Annotated in this window: 13 protein-coding genes and 1 pseudogene; 8 read left to right on the forward strand and 6 right to left on the reverse strand. The window is 61.8% G+C overall.

The window, feature by feature from the left end; genetic code table 11:
• The first annotated feature begins 442 nt into the window (after nt 1-442).
• Nucleotides 443-817 carry a hypothetical protein gene (locus AC3FOF_RS15190; protein WP_488727059.1) on the forward strand — a complete coding sequence of 125 codons (375 nt, stop codon included), beginning with the start codon at nt 443-445 and terminating at the stop codon, nt 815-817.
• A 31-nt stretch (nt 818-848) separates the two neighbouring features.
• Here AC3FOF_RS15190 and AC3FOF_RS15195 read toward each other — a convergent pair whose 3' ends face one another.
• Nucleotides 849-1,445 carry a helix-turn-helix domain-containing protein gene (locus AC3FOF_RS15195; protein WP_488727060.1) on the reverse strand — a complete coding sequence of 199 codons (597 nt, stop codon included), beginning with the start codon at nt 1,443-1,445 and terminating at the stop codon, nt 849-851.
• A gap of 88 nt (nt 1,446-1,533) precedes the next feature.
• Here AC3FOF_RS15195 and kbl point away from each other — a divergent pair, with 88 nt between their 5' ends.
• The 3 genes from kbl to AC3FOF_RS15210 all read left to right on the forward strand — a co-directional run bounded on the left by kbl (nt 1,534) and on the right by AC3FOF_RS15210 (nt 5,601).
• On the forward strand, nt 1,534-2,736 hold the full coding sequence (gene kbl / locus AC3FOF_RS15200) for a glycine C-acetyltransferase (RefSeq protein WP_017228995.1): 1,203 nt from the start codon (nt 1,534-1,536) through the stop codon (nt 2,734-2,736).
• Nucleotides 2,733-3,707 (forward strand): L-threonine 3-dehydrogenase, encoded by a 975-nt coding sequence (locus AC3FOF_RS15205; protein ID WP_488727061.1) that lies wholly within the window; start codon nt 2,733-2,735, stop codon nt 3,705-3,707. Before kbl ends, AC3FOF_RS15205 begins: the two co-directional genes overlap by 4 nt.
• A gap of 475 nt (nt 3,708-4,182) precedes the next feature.
• Nucleotides 4,183-5,601 carry an amino acid permease gene (locus AC3FOF_RS15210; RefSeq protein ID WP_017228992.1) on the forward strand — a complete coding sequence of 473 codons (1,419 nt, stop codon included), beginning with the start codon at nt 4,183-4,185 and terminating at the stop codon, nt 5,599-5,601.
• Between the two features lie 86 nt (nt 5,602-5,687).
• Here AC3FOF_RS15210 and AC3FOF_RS15215 read toward each other — a convergent pair whose 3' ends face one another.
• Complete coding sequence (locus tag AC3FOF_RS15215; RefSeq protein ID WP_488727062.1) at nt 5,688-7,586, reverse strand: bifunctional metallophosphatase/5'-nucleotidase; 1,899 nt, start codon at nt 7,584-7,586, stop codon at nt 5,688-5,690.
• A 348-nt stretch (nt 7,587-7,934) separates the two neighbouring features.
• On the opposite strand from AC3FOF_RS15215, the gene AC3FOF_RS15220 reads away from it, so the two are divergent.
• From AC3FOF_RS15220 to AC3FOF_RS15230, 3 genes are all read left to right on the forward strand, one after another.
• A complete protein-coding gene (locus AC3FOF_RS15220; RefSeq protein WP_276268654.1) occupies nt 7,935-8,999 on the forward strand; it encodes a type IV toxin-antitoxin system AbiEi family antitoxin in 1,065 nt (354 codons plus the stop codon).
• Nucleotides 8,971-9,846, forward strand: coding sequence for a nucleotidyl transferase AbiEii/AbiGii toxin family protein (locus AC3FOF_RS15225; protein WP_276268655.1), 876 nt, complete (start codon nt 8,971-8,973; stop codon nt 9,844-9,846). Before AC3FOF_RS15220 ends, AC3FOF_RS15225 begins: the two co-directional genes overlap by 29 nt.
• A gap of 180 nt (nt 9,847-10,026) precedes the next feature.
• A complete protein-coding gene (locus tag AC3FOF_RS15230) occupies nt 10,027-10,443 on the forward strand; it encodes a hypothetical protein (RefSeq protein ID WP_488727063.1) in 417 nt (138 codons plus the stop codon).
• A gap of 90 nt (nt 10,444-10,533) precedes the next feature.
• Here AC3FOF_RS15230 and AC3FOF_RS15235 read toward each other — a convergent pair whose 3' ends face one another.
• Complete coding sequence (locus tag AC3FOF_RS15235; protein WP_488727064.1) at nt 10,534-11,349, reverse strand: aminoglycoside phosphotransferase family protein; 816 nt, start codon at nt 11,347-11,349, stop codon at nt 10,534-10,536.
• 165 nt (nt 11,350-11,514) lie between these two features.
• A pseudogene (locus tag AC3FOF_RS15240) lies at nt 11,515-11,637 on the reverse strand (BrnA antitoxin family protein); the annotation flags it as partial.
• 105 nt (nt 11,638-11,742) lie between these two features.
• On the opposite strand from AC3FOF_RS15240, the gene AC3FOF_RS15245 reads away from it, so the two are divergent.
• Nucleotides 11,743-12,516 carry a hypothetical protein gene (locus AC3FOF_RS15245; RefSeq protein ID WP_488727065.1) on the forward strand — a complete coding sequence of 258 codons (774 nt, stop codon included), beginning with the start codon at nt 11,743-11,745 and terminating at the stop codon, nt 12,514-12,516.
• 407 nt (nt 12,517-12,923) lie between these two features.
• Here AC3FOF_RS15245 and AC3FOF_RS15250 read toward each other — a convergent pair whose 3' ends face one another.
• The gene (locus AC3FOF_RS15250; protein WP_488727066.1) at nt 12,924-13,355 is read right to left on the reverse strand and encodes a host attachment protein; all 432 of its coding nucleotides are present in this window, start codon (nt 13,353-13,355) and stop codon (nt 12,924-12,926) included.
• A gap of 183 nt (nt 13,356-13,538) precedes the next feature.
• Entirely contained in the window at nt 13,539-14,663 is a 1,125-nt protein-coding gene (gene moaA / locus AC3FOF_RS15255) for a GTP 3',8-cyclase MoaA (protein WP_488727067.1), read from the reverse strand.
• Between the last annotated feature and the right edge of the window lie 2 nt (nt 14,664-14,665).

A 14,665-nucleotide genomic window follows, 5' to 3' on the forward strand; every position in this document is an offset into this window, starting at 1 on the left:
CGGGTGCGTCATGTTCATTACCGAGGTTGAATGCGCCTCGCTGGCGCGCTGGATTGCCTACTGCCTGCTTGCGCGGGCCGGTACCGGGATATCGAGATGGCACAAGGCGGAACGCCTGGCCTGACGGTCGTGCGGTTGTGCCAATCCGTTTCTGAATGCGGCACGCTCGACGGATTATTGGCGCCCGCCGCATTGTGCCCGCCGGCACTGGCGCGCCCGCGTTCCACTTTACCGTTCCGCCTGAATCGTCCCGCTCGGGACGACCGTCGTATGCGGTAATGGCGACGCAAATGGAAAATGGCGGAGCTGGCCGGCTCGCGCAGGAATCTACCGGGTCCGTGAGGGGGGAGCGTTTGCCTTCAATAAGGCAACGAGAAAGGCAACGATATTGCTATTGCCCCTATATTCGAGATCGGCTGCGCCGGGCCAGGCGGGGATGCCAATGACGCTATGGCACCATGATGCCCTGGCCTGCGAATCGCGCCCGATGCGGTACTGCCGGTGCTGCTTGCCGCCCGATGGCCTGACCGAAGCGCTGGGGGCACGTGCCGGGTTCATCGGCGTTGCCGCGCTGGCGCGGCGGCTGCCGGGCGACACGATCCTGTCCAATATGCTGCTGTTGCCGGGTTACGCGTGGCAGAGGGGCCGGATTCCGGTGCGTCGGGCGTCTTTGGCGGCGGTGCGCAGTCGAGCGCCGGCGTACGGACCGCCGTGCGCATCGGCATCCGTTGCAAGTTCCTACGAGGGTATCGGCGCTTTCGCGCGCGGGGGCATGACGCAGAAGATGCGGATCTCCGCGCTCGTGTTGCAGCGCTAGCGTGATCCTGCGGGCTTCCGATGAACGGCTGTCATTGGGCGTACTCGACGACCAGCAATGCCGTGGCTATGGTTTTTCCAGGATTTGAAATGGCATGCTGAACATCCGCCGGATAGCGCGCGGACTCGCCGTGCCGGACTTTCTTCTCACTGGGGCCGGATTGGACGGTGACGCAGCCGCTCAGTATTGACAGATGTTCTTTCGAACCACTCTCATGCGGCTCGGATGCGAGTACGCCGCCGGGATGGATCGACAGCTCATACCATTCCACCCGGCTTGCAAGGTCCACCGGGCCCAGAATCTTCAACTCGCATTTGCCATCCGGGCTTCTGATCACCGGGATCGAGTGAGCAGGAATGACCGTCACGGTCGGCGCTGGCTTGTCGGCCTGCCCGCCGGAAAGGAACTCGGCCAGGCCAATCCCCAAGGCGTTCGCCAATCGCCACAAGACCGCTACCGTGGGATTGGCAAGATTCCGTTCAACCTGCGAAAGCATCGATTTGGATACGCCAGCACGCCGGGAAAGCTCGTCGAGAGAGAGCTTGCGTGCCTGGCGAAGCAATTGCAGCCTTGCTCCAATGACAGGGGGGCCTTCTGCGAACGCCTCCACCGGGGGGACTTGTGTCATGAAATGACATCCTGTAAAGTGAACAAAACGTTCGATATACAGAACACGTTCGGTTTATCGATCATCCTCAGTTTACAGGAGCACCGCTGTGCCGACAACAGACGCATTCTACGCAGCCATTCGCCAAGAGCTCGAGTCCATTGAGCAAGCCGGTCTGTTCAAGACCGAGCGTGTCATCGCCTCTCCCCAGGGCAGCCTCATCAGGACTACCGATGGGAAGGAAGTCATCAACCTGTGCGCCAACAACTACCTGGGCCTGTCGTCCCATCCGGAGGTCGTGGAGGCTGCGCATCGCGCGCTCCGCGAGCGTGGTTTTGGCTTGAGCTCCGTCCGGTTCATTTGTGGTACGCAAGACCTGCACAAGTCGCTCGAGGCGCGTCTCGCGCGCTTTCTCGGCACCGAGGACACGATCCTTTACGGTTCGGCCTTCGATGCGAACGGGGGCCTGTTCGAGACGCTCCTTGGCCCGGACGACGCTGTCATCAGCGACGAGCTGAACCACGCGTCCATCATCGATGGCATCCGGCTCTGCAAAGCCAGGCGTTTCCGCTACAAGAACAATGATCTTGAGGACCTTCGCGAGCAGTTGAAGGCGGCCGATGCCGCAGGCGCACGTTTCAAGCTCGTCTTTACCGATGGCGTGTTCTCGATGGATGGCACGATTGCCCGGCTCGACGAGATCCGCGAGATCTGCGACGAGTTCGGGGCGCTCCTCGGGATTGACGAGTGCCATGCCACCGGCTTCCTTGGGCAGCGCGGCCGCGGCTCTCACGAACACCGTGGGATCTTCGGAAAGGTCGACATCATCACCGGAACGCTCGGCAAGGCGCTCGGCGGCGCCTCGGGTGGCTTTACGAGTGGGCGAAAGGAAGTCGTGGCATTGCTGCGCCAGCGCTCCCGGCCTTATCTTTTCTCGAACACGGTGGCGCCGTGCATCGTGGGCGCGACACTCAAGGTGCTCGACCTGCTCGAAGCCGATACCACGTTGCGGGACAAGCTCGAGCGCAATGCGCAGTACTTCCGCGGCAAGCTCGGCACACTGGGCTTCGACGTGAAGCCCGGCGACCACCCCATCGTTCCCGTCATGGTGTACGACGCGGAAAAGGCGCAGCGACTGTCCCGGCGTCTGCTGGAACTGGGCGTCTATGTCATCGGTTTCTTCTATCCCGTGGTCCCCAAGGGGCAAGCGCGCATCCGCGTACAGATCAGCGCCTTGCACGACAGAGCCGAGTTGGACCAGGCGTTGGAGGCGTTCGAGATCGCAGGCAAGGAACTGGGGATCATTCAATGACAAAGCCAGCCAGGATCCTGATCATTGGCGCCAACGGCCAATTGGGAACGGAATTGACGTCGGCGCTGGCCGATCGCTATGGCAAGCAGAATGTCGTCACGAGCGACATGGTGCCGCACGGCCGCCACCTGCACCTCACGCATGAAATGCTCGACGTAACCGATCGCGCGCAACTGCGCGACGTCATCGAGCGGCATGGGATCACCCAGATCTATCACTTGGCAGCCGCATTGTCGGCGACCGGAGAGAAGTCGCCCACATGGGCGTGGCAACTCAACATGAACGGCCTGCTGAACGTGCTGGAGGCTGCGCGTCACCAGAAGCTCGACAAGGTCTTCTGGCCCAGTTCGATTGCGGCATTCGGCCCGACAACGCCGCCGGACGCCACGCCCCAAAGCACCATCATGGAGCCCAAGACCGTCTACGGCATCTCCAAGCTGGCAGGAGAAGGATGGTGCCGTTGGTACTTTGAGAACCATGGCGTGGATGTCCGGAGCGTGCGGTATCCAGGATTGATTTCCTACAAGGCGCCTCCAGGCGGCGGAACCACGGACTACGCAATCGATATCTTCCATTCGGCGCTCAAGGGGCAACCCTATACCTGCTTCCTGGAGAAAGATGAAGCCCTGCCAATGATGTACATGCCGGACGCCGTTCGCGCGACGCTCGAGCTGATGGAGGCGCCTGCCGCCAGCCTCTCCGAGCGGGGAAGCTACAACCTTGCGGGCTTGAGCTTTACGCCTGGCGAGATCGCGAACGAGATCCGGCGGCATTGCCCGGGGTTCGATGTCAGGTACGAGCCTGATTTCCGTCAGGAAATTGCCAGTGGATGGCCTGACTCCATCGACGACTCGGTAGCCAGGCGGGATTGGAACTGGAGACCTGAATTCGGCCTCAAGGAGATGGTGGCCGACATGCTGAACAACCTGGCAACGCTGAACCAGGGTAGCGCCTTGGAATGCGTGAGCTGAGACCGGGTTGGCGCAGCAGGCAAAGCGAGGAACCTGGCCGCCGGCCAGCCTCGCGGCATGACAGCAGGCTGCGCGAAGATCGTTGCACGGTAGTGCAGGAAACACATTGACAGGGTTTAGACCCTGTGATAGAAGATCGCCTCGATTTCGGACGCTGGGATGCGTTGTCGGGGAATGAAGGCGATCAGGACGATGCGCGATGCCGCGCGAGCGATAGACAAGGCGCGAAGCGCCGGCCGCATCGATCCGAGTAAACGATTACCAGAGGAGACAACTCATGACCACGGCTGCAAATCCAGCAATCCGCCTTTCCGGCCGCCAGGGCCGGCTTCGACATCGGGGCGTTCATGCTGGCGCACTACCGGCGCGAAGCCGGGCAACCCATATCCGGACAGTCATGGCGGACCGGAACCAATTCACGGGTGAGAGCCGTGCGGGCGCTGACGAGCGTTCGCGGGTCTGAGAGGAGATCAATATGACTGACGTAAGGAAACTGCTCGACGAAGAGCGGGCCCACGAGGAGAAGGATCTCCATCGCGGACTCAAGGACCGGCACATCCAGATGATCGCCATCGGCGGCGCCATCGGTGTCGGACTGTTCCTGGGAGCGGGGCGCGCGATCGCCATCGCCGGCCCGGGACTGATGCTGAGTTATGCCATCGGCGGCGTGGCGATCTTCTTCATCATGCGCGCGCTGGGCGAGCTGCTGCTGTACCGCCCGGTGGCCGGGTCCTTTGCAACCTACGCCGAGGAGTTTGTCGGTCCCTTTGCCGGCTTCGCCACCGGCTGGTCGTACTGGTTCATGTGGGTGGTCACCGGGATGGCCGAGATCACCGCGGTCGCCGTCTACGTGCACTACTGGTTCCCGGACGTGCCGCAGTGGATACCGGCGCTGGTCACCCTGGCGGTGCTGTACCTGGTGAACTGCATCGCGGTCGCGGTATTCGGCGAGCTGGAATTCTGGTTCGCGCTGATCAAGGTGGTGACCATCGTCGCCATGATCGTGATCGGGCTGGCGATCATCTTCTTCGGTGTGACACCGCTCGGCCCGACGGCCAGCTTCTCGAACCTGTGGACGCATGGCGGCTTCATGCCGTTCGGGACGCTCGGCGTGGTGCTGACCTTGCAGATCGTCATGTTCGCCTACCAGGGCGTGGAACTGATCGGTGTCACCGCGGGGGAGGCGCAGAATCCCGAGAAGGTGTTGCCGCATGCGACCAACGGCGTTGTCTGGCGTATCCTGATCTTCTACGTTGGCGCGCTGATCGTCATGATGGCGCTGGTGCCCTGGAATGAACTGAAGCCCGGCGTCAGCCCCTTCGTCTACGTGTTCGAGAGGGTCGGCATTCCGGGGGCGGCCGCGATCGTCAATCTGGTCGTCATCACGGCGGCAGCCTCATCTTGCAACAGCGGCATCTTCAGCACCGGGCGCATGCTGTACACGCTGGCGCAGTTCGGTCAGGCGCCGCGCGCCTTCGGCAGGGTCAGCAGCAAGCATGTGCCGTCCACCGCCATCACGTTCTCGGCCGCGTTGATGGGCATCGGCGTGCTGCTCAACTACATCGTGCCGGAGCAGGTCTTCGTCTGGGTCACCAGCATTTCGCTGGTCGGTTCGCTGTGGACCTGGTCGATCATCATGATTGCCCACCTCGGCTATCGCAAGGCAATCGCCGCCGGCCGGGTCAAGGCGGTGGACTTTCGCATGCCTGGCGCGCCTTATGCCAACTGGCTGGTGGTCGCCTTCATGATCGCGGTTGCGGTGCTGCTGTCGCTCGATCCGGGTACCCGGGTGGCGCTCTACGTGGCACCCGTGTGGTTCGCGCTGCTCGGCATCGGCTATCGGCTCACCAAATCGCGTGCGCCGCTTGAGGGGCATGTTCAAAAGTCTGCCTGAGCGCTGTCCCGCGCGCTGCCGGTGCTCCCACGCGGCGCGCACGCCGGACCCCGCCCGGTGTCCGGCGTGCGCGCGCAGCGGCTGACTCAGGGCGTATCGGTAAACAGTTGCGTGCTGTAGTCCGCCACCGGCAGCTTCTTCAGTTCCTTGGATGCGCCTGGCAGTCCCTCGACATAAGTCAGGAAGGCCTCGGCGTAGTCCAGCCCGACGTCGCTTCGGCGTGCCCCGACGACGCTCTTCATCGTCGTGTAGCCATCCTGGCCATCGGCGAGGAAATTGTTGGTGATGACGGCATAGGTCTTGGCCGGGTCCAGCGGCACATAACCCGATGCGGACTTCACTTCCAGCTGGCTGAGGCGCGACCCGGCCGGCTGGTTCAGGTCGATGGCCCAGCGCAGCCCGCCAGTATAGGGATAGGAGCCCGTGTTGTTGGCTACCACGGCGGAAACGGCGTCCTCCAGGGAGGCCTTGACTTCGGCGCCCGTCATCTTGAGCTGCACCAGCGTGTTCTTGAATGGCAACACACTGTAGATGCCGCCGACCGTTACGTCGCCGGCCGGCAGGTCAACGCGGACGCCGCCGCCGTTCTGGATCGAGATGTCGGCATTGAAGAAGGCCTTCCCGCGCTCCAGGAACGCCTGTGCCACCAACTGCTGCACGTCGCCGCCGTGGGCAATGACATTGGCGTCCTTGTTGCACACATCGCCCAGCACGGAACGGGTGGCATCGCGCTTGGTGCCCGGCACGCGGCGCAGGCAAAGGTTGGCCGGTGCCGTGGCGACGACCTTCTTGCCTAGTGCATCCTTGGCGGACTTGTAGCCGGCGAGCGTGGCGGCCGCTGCGGCATCCGGCGCTGTCTGTCGCAGCACGCCGCTGGCGGCGATGTCCTGCTTGATGGCGGCGAGGTCGGCGTCCGATACGGCGGCGGTGCCGCGCTTGAACGTGTCGCCAATCAGCACATGCGGCTTGCCCTGGCAGCCGGTGACGTCGCCATTCTTGTCGAAATCGACCTTCAGTTCGCCTACCACGTAGCTGTATTGCCACGCCTGCACGACGCAGACGAGCTTGCCATCCTTGTCGGCGACACGGGTCGGATACTCGCCCTCGGGGGTCAGGCCAAGTGCCGACATGCGGTCTGCCGGGCCGAGCAGCGTGTGCGAGTCGGCGCCGACGATGACGTCTACGCCGCTGAGCTGCCTGGCCAGCGCCAGCTCGCCCGTGTAGCCCACATGCGACGCAACAATGATCTTGTTGATGCCTTGGCTGCGTAACCGGGTGATTTCGGCCTGGGCGGCGGTGGCCTCGTTCTGGAACGTCGTGCCTGCATCCGGACGGGAGGAATTCTTGGTCTTGTCGGCAATGGTCAGGCCGATAATGCCGATCTTCTGCCCGTCGCGCTCCACCACCGTGGAGGCTTTCACCGGGCCGCCGGCCAGTGCCGAGTTGGTCGCGAACTTGACATTGGCGCTCAGCACCGGCGTCTTGCAGTTGCCGGCATGGAGGAAGTCGATGAATTTCTTGAGGCCGGCATCGGTATTGTCGAACTCGTGGTTGCCAAGCGTGAACGAGTCGAAGCAGACGGTGTTCATCATGTCTGCGTCTGCCTTGCCGTCGTTCAAGTTGAAATACAGGTCGCCGGTCACGGCATCGCCCGCATGCATCTTCAGGACGTTGGGCGTCGCCGCAGCCAGGGATTTGATGGCCGAGGTCACGCGGGCGAAGCCACCATATTCCACGTCGATCGCTTCGCGCTTGCCGGCGGCGGTCATCAGGTTGAGCTTGACCGATTCCGCGTCGAGGTGGGAATGGTGGTCGTTGACGTGCAGGATCGTCAGGGACAGCGGCTTGCCCTCGGCCGTCGGCTGCGGGTTCTGCGGCTGAGCCTGGGATGCCTGCTCGTCACCCCCGCAGGCGGCAAGGGCGAAAACAGAGGCGAGCAGGGCAAGCGCGGAAGCACCTGCACGACGTGTCGTAGGGAGTGTCATGAGCGTTGTGAACGTTTTGTAACAGAATGTATTGTTCACAATGCAAATGACGGTGTGATTACAACGCTGTGAATACAGCGGTTTGATCGCGGCGTTTCAGGTTGCCGTTGGCTTGGAAAGAGCATGAATGCCGAGCGCTGCGGCGTGTTGCCAACGGTGCAAAGACTTGATTGCCAGAAGATATTTGTTACTTATAGATGCCTCTCTGGTCGTTCGGTCTTTAGGGCCGTTCGCGCTACGCGTACATGGCGCAGAAGCCGTACGCCTGGCCTCAGGAGAAGCTTGTTGTATGATTTTGCATTATGTACGCGGAACGCGTACACTTAACAGAAATCGTACATAAGCGCTATGCCACGTTCCTATGAGCAGGAGAAAGAGGGGCTTCTTCTGGAAGAGGCTGCCCTTGCTTTTGGTGAAGCTACTGGCTTGCACGCTTGCTCGGCGCCGCCTGCGAGCGCCGGCCCGAGGTCGCTGCTGGATGGTCTGATGCATTTTGATCTGGGCCATGGGCGCAAATTCACGATGCCAGTGGAAGTGAAGGTCCATATGGACAGGTTTGCCACCGTCGCCAAACTCAAGGAAGCACAAGAAAAACTTGGCGAACCGCTTCTCCTCGTGACCAACTCGCTTTCCCAAGTGATGGCGGAACGGCTACGAGAGAACCAGATCTCGTTCCTGGACACCGCCGGCAACGTGTCGCTGAATCATCCGGAAGCGCTGGTTTACGTCGTTGGCCGTCGGCGTTCCGAGCGCGCTACATCTTCTCCGCGCGGCCGAACCGCGGGCCCGAAGCAGCTTGAGGTGCTCTACGCCTTGATTGCGGAGCCAAGGCTCGTAAGCGCTTCGTATCGAGCAATTGCAGCGGTTGCGCAAGTTGCCTTGAGTACAGTCAACGTCGCGATCGACGATTTCGTCAACCGCCGGCTCCTCGTGGCAGGTGCTGACGGCAAGCGTCAATTCGGAGATTGGGAGCGTGTTGTGGATGAGTGGGCAACCCTCTATCCCATCAAGCTGAAGCCCAAGCTTCAGTCGCGTCGCTTTTCGGCCAGCAACCCGGACTGGTGGAAGTCGATTGACCTTGCCAGACATGGGGCGGTGTTCAGCGCCGAGGTCGCCGCCGATAAATTGACACAGCACCTTCGTCCTGAGCGCGTGGTGTTGTATGCCCACACGACATCCCCTAAGGAGCTGATCATGGAAGGCCGCCTGCGCGCTGACGCCAAGGGCGAGGTGGAGATCTTTCAGGCATTCTGGTCTGGATCGTCTCCCAAACCGGCCGGCACCCCGGCCGGGGTCGCCCATCCTGTTCTCGTCTACGCAGATTTACTCGAATCTGGCGAGGCCCGCAGCCTGGACGTCGCGAGATTGATCAGGGAGAAGTATCTTGCCCATCGCCCACAACCTTTTGCCTGAGCGGCCCTTGGATGCGGCCACGGCATCCTTGCTGCGTGCACTTGATCGGACTGCGAAGGATCTCGGAATCGAGTACTTCGTGGGCGGCGCTACTGCAAGGATTGTCATCCTTGAGCACGTTTTCGGCACAGCGCCTGGACGCGCGACTCGCGATGTCGATATCGGTATATGCGTGGAAGATTGGGCGCGTCATGCAGCGTTCAAGGGCACCCTGACGTCAACAGGTTTCTTTGAGGCGACTCCCAGGAACCCCCACAAGCTGCTCTATCGTCCCGCTCCCGGCGTTGTATTGCAATTGGACATTATCCCTTTTGGTGAAATCGAGAAACCCGCTGCAAGCATAGCTTGGCCGCCGGATATGGATACATTGATGAACGTCGCCGGCTTTCGCGAAGCATCGCTGGCCGCAGTGTCCATCCGGATCGAGGATGATCTTCTCATTCCTTTTGCTTCGCTTCCTTCGATGGCAATTCTCAAGCTACTGGCTTGGCGAGATCGCAATCACGAAAGCAGGCACGATGCGACCGACCTGCTTATCCTGCTGAGCACCTACGACAGAGCAGGCAACCAGGACCGTCTCTATGATCAGGAGAGCGCGCTCCTGGAACAGCATGGCTATGATACGGACATCGCGGCGGCGGCGTTGCTGGCAAAGGATGCTCGCCCGATAGCGTCAACTGAGGCTCGCGCGCAGCTTATAGAGATATTCGATGACGAGGCGAGATACCAGGTACTCATAGACCATATGAGTTTTGGCGATGCGCTGCGCGCTCGAGACGACGGAATGGATCCTATGCGGGTGCGTCAGCGCATGGATGCGTTTCGGACAGAGTTCATGAAGATATAAAGAATGCCGGGATGCAACACTTCGCTCGCGCACGGTACCCGCAGGCCAAGGCACATTCATGCCTTGATGCGGCCCTGCGAAACCGCCGATTTCGGAAACAGGATGCGCCTGGTGTTCCTGGGAGCAACCCGGAAGTCAAGCCGCCTCGCGTGCAGCAAGGTAAGGAAAGTAGCGTCCATCATGAAATATCCGCTACTTGCGGCGCTGCTGGCAGCCGTGCCGGCGCTCGGCATTGCCGCCCCGCTCAATACCGTCCTGGCGTGCGGCGAGTCCGCCCACCGGTTCATCGCAGCGCTGCAGCAGGAGCACCTGATCGAGACCAGCCCCATGCGGGTGGAGGACAATTCGGTCAACGCCTTCTGGCCCACGCCCGACTCCGGCATGACGGTGCTCGGCCGCAGCGTGTTCGCGGTGTTCGGCTTCCAGCCGCACGATGCGCTGTTCAAGGCCGGCAAAGGCGCACCCCTGGACAAGCCTCTGTACGGCGTGGCCGTCGTGGGCGGTACCGAGGCCATCGCCAAGACCCTGGCTGCGTCGGGCAGCAAGGCGCGGGCCCAGCATGCGGCGCCATTCGTGACGGCCATCATCTGCGACTGAAGTTGAATGCGGTCGGGGTTCCTGCTGCCCGCCGCGGGCGGGCAATGCGGGGCAGGCGGTGGCGCCGGGCAGAGGCTTGGCGATGCCTCCTCAACTGGCGGCGCAATCCCCCATGCGATCCAGTTCTGCCGCCGCCATCCTCGCAACTTCCAGGGCGGTCGACGGCGGAAGACCATCCTCCAGCATCCAGGCTGCGGAGAGTCCTCCCCAAGCCAGTATCCATTGCAACAGCCTCTTGCGATCCAGTGCCGCGGCGTCTGTCACGATCGCAATGCGTCGGGCAAACCTGTCCGGGTTCGCCGCAATGGCATGACTGGGGTTGCAGAAGAGATTGGCATAGTCGAAACCGCGCTCGCCAGACAGTCCCTTGGGGTCGATGGCAAGCCAGCCGCGCTTGCCAAAATGCAGGATGTTGCCGTGGTGCACGTCGCCATGCAGGACTACGTCATCCTGTGCGGAGGACAGAAGTTCGGTTGCCGCAACGGCAGAACAAGGCAGAATCCCACCGTGCACCCGAGACGCCGCCGTCAAGGGCGCAAACCATTGCGACAATGGAACTACGGATGGCGGCGGCGCAGCGCGCGGCGTGTGCAATCCGGCGATCACCTCGCACGCAACGCGTATGGCCTCGTCGTCGTTCGCGTTGGCGGCGAGGCCAGCAAGCGATGGAGTCTCGTCCGCTCGCTCCAGGAGAAGGGCGTCATCATCATGCTCCAGCACCAGTGCCGCGCCAACGCCATCCCACCACGTCATGACAGCGTTGCCGCGCCGTTCCTCGCTGCACACAGCCACTTTCAGCATTGCCGGCATGCCTCGGCGGCATACAGGCAGCAGCCGGCTACTATTGGTCAGGATGGGGTGGCCGTCCGGAGTCAAGTCCCAGCGGCGGAGATATTCACTGAACATGCCGGCGATCTTACCGCACCGATGCGGATATGGCATCATGCGGATGACTCTGCCGAGTACAAGCAAAGACTATTGAATATGTTGTCGGCCTAAGGGCAGGTTTGCGAGCTTGGACTTGCATCGTGGAACTACCTTAAATCTGGGGACATGGACAGCTACATGTCATTAGTAGGCGGGTCGCCAGCTTTCGCCGGTCGCTTTGCATGCGTCCAGCACATCGGGGCCCTGGCGGACGTTGGTGGCCACCTTGCGCCCAGCCAGTGCCAGGGCGGGGCGGCCGCGCCGTGCAAGTGCCTCGTTGCGGCCGTCGTGGACGGTGCGGGATCGGTATCAATATCAATCCCAACGTCCCGATCCCTATTCCAAACTTCCAGGATTCAGGTGGATTTTTCTATGTCACGTCAAATTCAGATGATGTTTCGAGCAACGGGGGCCTTGATGTTCGTCGTCGTTGCACTCTCGGGATGCGCTGCAATATCTCCTCCTCCTGATCCTCAGCAGCAGCTTGTCATTTCGCAGAGGGACGCCAGGGGAGTCTACGAAAAGAAGCTGATCTCATATAAGACCCTTGCCGAAAATCCCAACACTTATAGTCGTACCCAAATACTGGAAGCTTATCAGGCGCTTCTATATCAATACTCCGTTGCCGCAGTGAACTGGGTTCGCGTCGTATATCCTGCCGCGCGGCAAACACTCCCGCCCTCCCTGCAGCCACTTCCTGTACCGTCGGGAACCCCCACGCTGGCGGATGTGAATCAAAATTACGAACATGCTCTCGAAATGAACGCCGCAATGTGGGATATAAACGGGGCGGCGGATGGGAGGAAACCATCTAAATTATCGATACCGAAATACACCGGCACTCTGGTTATCATGCCATCTGCGCCGCCGCTCCCTCCCTTGCAGGATGTTCGCGATCCTAAATATGCGCGGCTGGTTACCATGACCAGGAAAGTGGATGAGGCGCAGAAAGCGGATCTCGCTCAACAACGTATTGCGATTGATAAACAGATGGCTGAGAACAATGCGTGGAGAGCCGCACACGTTTCCCACGAGTACGATTCAATTGATCCGAGGACTGGACGGCCGTATCCGGCACCGCAACAAGAGGTTCAGCGGTGGTGCACTATTTCCGGTGGCGGTGTCGTCAGTCGAGTACCGTGCTGAAACCGAGAGAATGACCGGGTTACGTTGGGCGGAGCATTGCACCTCGAGAGCGACTCGTATTCCTGGCGGCTTTCCTATGTCGGCCAGGTCGCCGAAGACGCGGGCAAGAAAGAGCAGCAGCACGATCAGCGGATGCCAGGCCGTGGCAGATGGTGCGCCCACCGACGCACAAAAAAAACCGCGCCATCTTGAGCGCGGTTGGGAATCCACCGAGGTGGTGGAGGAGACAGGGTTAACCCTACTCTCTTTGCGGCGGGGTTGCAAGCCCCTTGTGCAACCTGAGCGCCCGGCAATGCAACAGGCCAGCGAGGGCAGGGTGCATGCACCGCTTGCAGGTGGCTTGTGCTCCACCCAAGGCGGCCTCGGGGCTGACCGAGGGCGGGGCTCCGGGGCGAAGCCGGCCGGGGTCAGTGGGCGGCGAGACGGCTCTGCACCTGGCGCGCGTCCAGTTTGGAAATATCCTCGTTGAGTTCCTCGAACACCAGCTTCTGCACTTCCTTGTCGAGGTGCTCGCGCAGCATTCCCAGGAATCTCGGCGCCGCGGCGAGACGAAGCTTGTCATAGCGCTGCTCCATGCGCGCCTGCCCGAGATACTGGCCCAGCATGCGGGCGAACTCGTCACGTTCCTTTTCGGGCTGATCGACCCGCGGCGCCATCGAATGCATCGGTTCGCCCTTGCCGGCAAAGCGTCCCTGCGCATCCTCCCGCAGCTCGCCGTCCTTGGCACGTCCCAGCGGATTGACGAAGCTCTTGACTTCCTCGAGATCCTGCTCCATCCCGTGCGTCAGAAAGATGCGGGCGCGGCTGCCATCTGCCGTCAGTGTCCAGATTTTCGTCATCGCGAACTCCTATCATTTCAACCATAGGGGATGAAAAAAGGATAGTCCCGAGCTGGCCGATAGTCCCGGCGGTCTTTGTAACGCCGGTCGCAGTGTCCGGACCCTTATTTTCAGGTCCGGAGATGGATATGCCGAGGATCGCATGCGCCGCATGCAGCGCTTGCAAGCAGCGCTTAAGTGCCGTCAGCCACCGATATAGGACATTTCGATCTTGCGTTCGGCGCGGGCCTGGCGCACCGCCGGGTTGCTGCGCTGTTCGGAGTAGTTGTCGGTGCGTCCTTGCCAGACCCCGGCAATCGCGTTGGAGATTGCCAGGTCGCTGTGTTCGCCGCGCAGCAGCGCGCGCAGGTCGTAGCCTTCGGTGGCGAACAGGCAGAGGTAGAGCCGGCCTTCGGTGGACAGCCGGATACGGCTGCAATCGCCGCAGAAGGCGTGGGTGACGCTGGAGATCACGCCGATCTCGCCGGCGCCGTCGCGGTAGCGCCAGCGCTCGGCGGTCTCGCCGCTATGGTTGGCGGGGATGGCTTCGAGCGGGAAGGCTTCGTGGATGCGGCGGACCACCTCGGCCGAGGGGAGCACCTCATCCATCTGCCAGTGGTTGCTGGCGCCGACGTCCATGAACTCGATAAAGCGCAGGATGATGCCGCTGCCGCGGAAATGGGCGGCCATCGGCACGATCTCGGCATCGTTGGTGCCGCGCTTGACCACCATATTGACCTTGATCGGCGCCAGGCCGGCGGCCTGGGCAGCCTCGATGCCGTCCAGCACATCGCGCACCGCGAAGTCGACATCGTTCATGCGGCGGAAGGTGGCGTCGTCGATGGCGTCCAGGCTCACGCTCACGCGCGACAGGCCCGCATCGCGCAGCGCGCGCGCCTTGCGAGCCAGCAGCGAGGCGTTGGTGGTGAGGGTGAGGTCGAGCGGCTTGCCCGACACCGTTTCGATGCGCGCCAGCATCTCCACCAGCTTCTCGATGTTCTTGCGCAGCAGCGGCTCGCCGCCGGTCAGGCGGATCTTCTCGACCCCGTGGGCGACGAAGAGGCGGGCGACGCGTTCGATTTCCTCGAAGCTCAGCAACTCGGAATGGGGCAGGAAGGTGTAGTCCTTGCCGAATACTTCCTTCGGCATGCAATAGACGCAACGGAAGTTGCAGCGGTCCGTGACCGAAATGCGCAGATCATGCAGCGGCCTGCCGCGCGTGTCGGCAACCAGGCCGGACGGTGCGGCGAGCACGTCCGGGATGCTGGGCGTCATCGAGCGGTAGCGATGGTCGCGCAGGTCGAAGATGGGGATGACGGATTCGGTCATGG

The organism is Cupriavidus sp. 96C5-1 (genome assembly GCF_057798855.1).

Coding starts and splice junctions, on each gene's coding strand:
- AC3FOF_RS15190 (WP_488727059.1), top strand. CDS start 443: ATGACGCTATGGCACCATGATGCCCTGGCCTGCGAATCGCGCCCGATG.
- AC3FOF_RS15210 (WP_017228992.1), top strand. CDS start 4,183: ATGACTGACGTAAGGAAACTGCTCGACGAAGAGCGGGCCCACGAGGAG.
- AC3FOF_RS15230 (WP_488727063.1), top strand. CDS start 10,027: ATGAAATATCCGCTACTTGCGGCGCTGCTGGCAGCCGTGCCGGCGCTC.
- AC3FOF_RS15215 (WP_488727062.1), bottom strand. CDS start 7,586: ATGACACTCCCTACGACACGTCGTGCAGGTGCTTCCGCGCTTGCCCTG.
- moaA (WP_488727067.1), bottom strand. CDS start 14,663: ATGACCGAATCCGTCATCCCCATCTTCGACCTGCGCGACCATCGCTAC.
- AC3FOF_RS15195 (WP_488727060.1), bottom strand. CDS start 1,445: ATGACACAAGTCCCCCCGGTGGAGGCGTTCGCAGAAGGCCCCCCTGTC.
- AC3FOF_RS15245 (WP_488727065.1), top strand. CDS start 11,743: ATGTCACGTCAAATTCAGATGATGTTTCGAGCAACGGGGGCCTTGATG.
- AC3FOF_RS15205 (WP_488727061.1), top strand. CDS start 2,733: ATGACAAAGCCAGCCAGGATCCTGATCATTGGCGCCAACGGCCAATTG.
- AC3FOF_RS15235 (WP_488727064.1), bottom strand. CDS start 11,349: ATGTTCAGTGAATATCTCCGCCGCTGGGACTTGACTCCGGACGGCCAC.
- AC3FOF_RS15220 (WP_276268654.1), top strand. CDS start 7,935: ATGCCACGTTCCTATGAGCAGGAGAAAGAGGGGCTTCTTCTGGAAGAG.
- AC3FOF_RS15250 (WP_488727066.1), bottom strand. CDS start 13,355: ATGACGAAAATCTGGACACTGACGGCAGATGGCAGCCGCGCCCGCATC.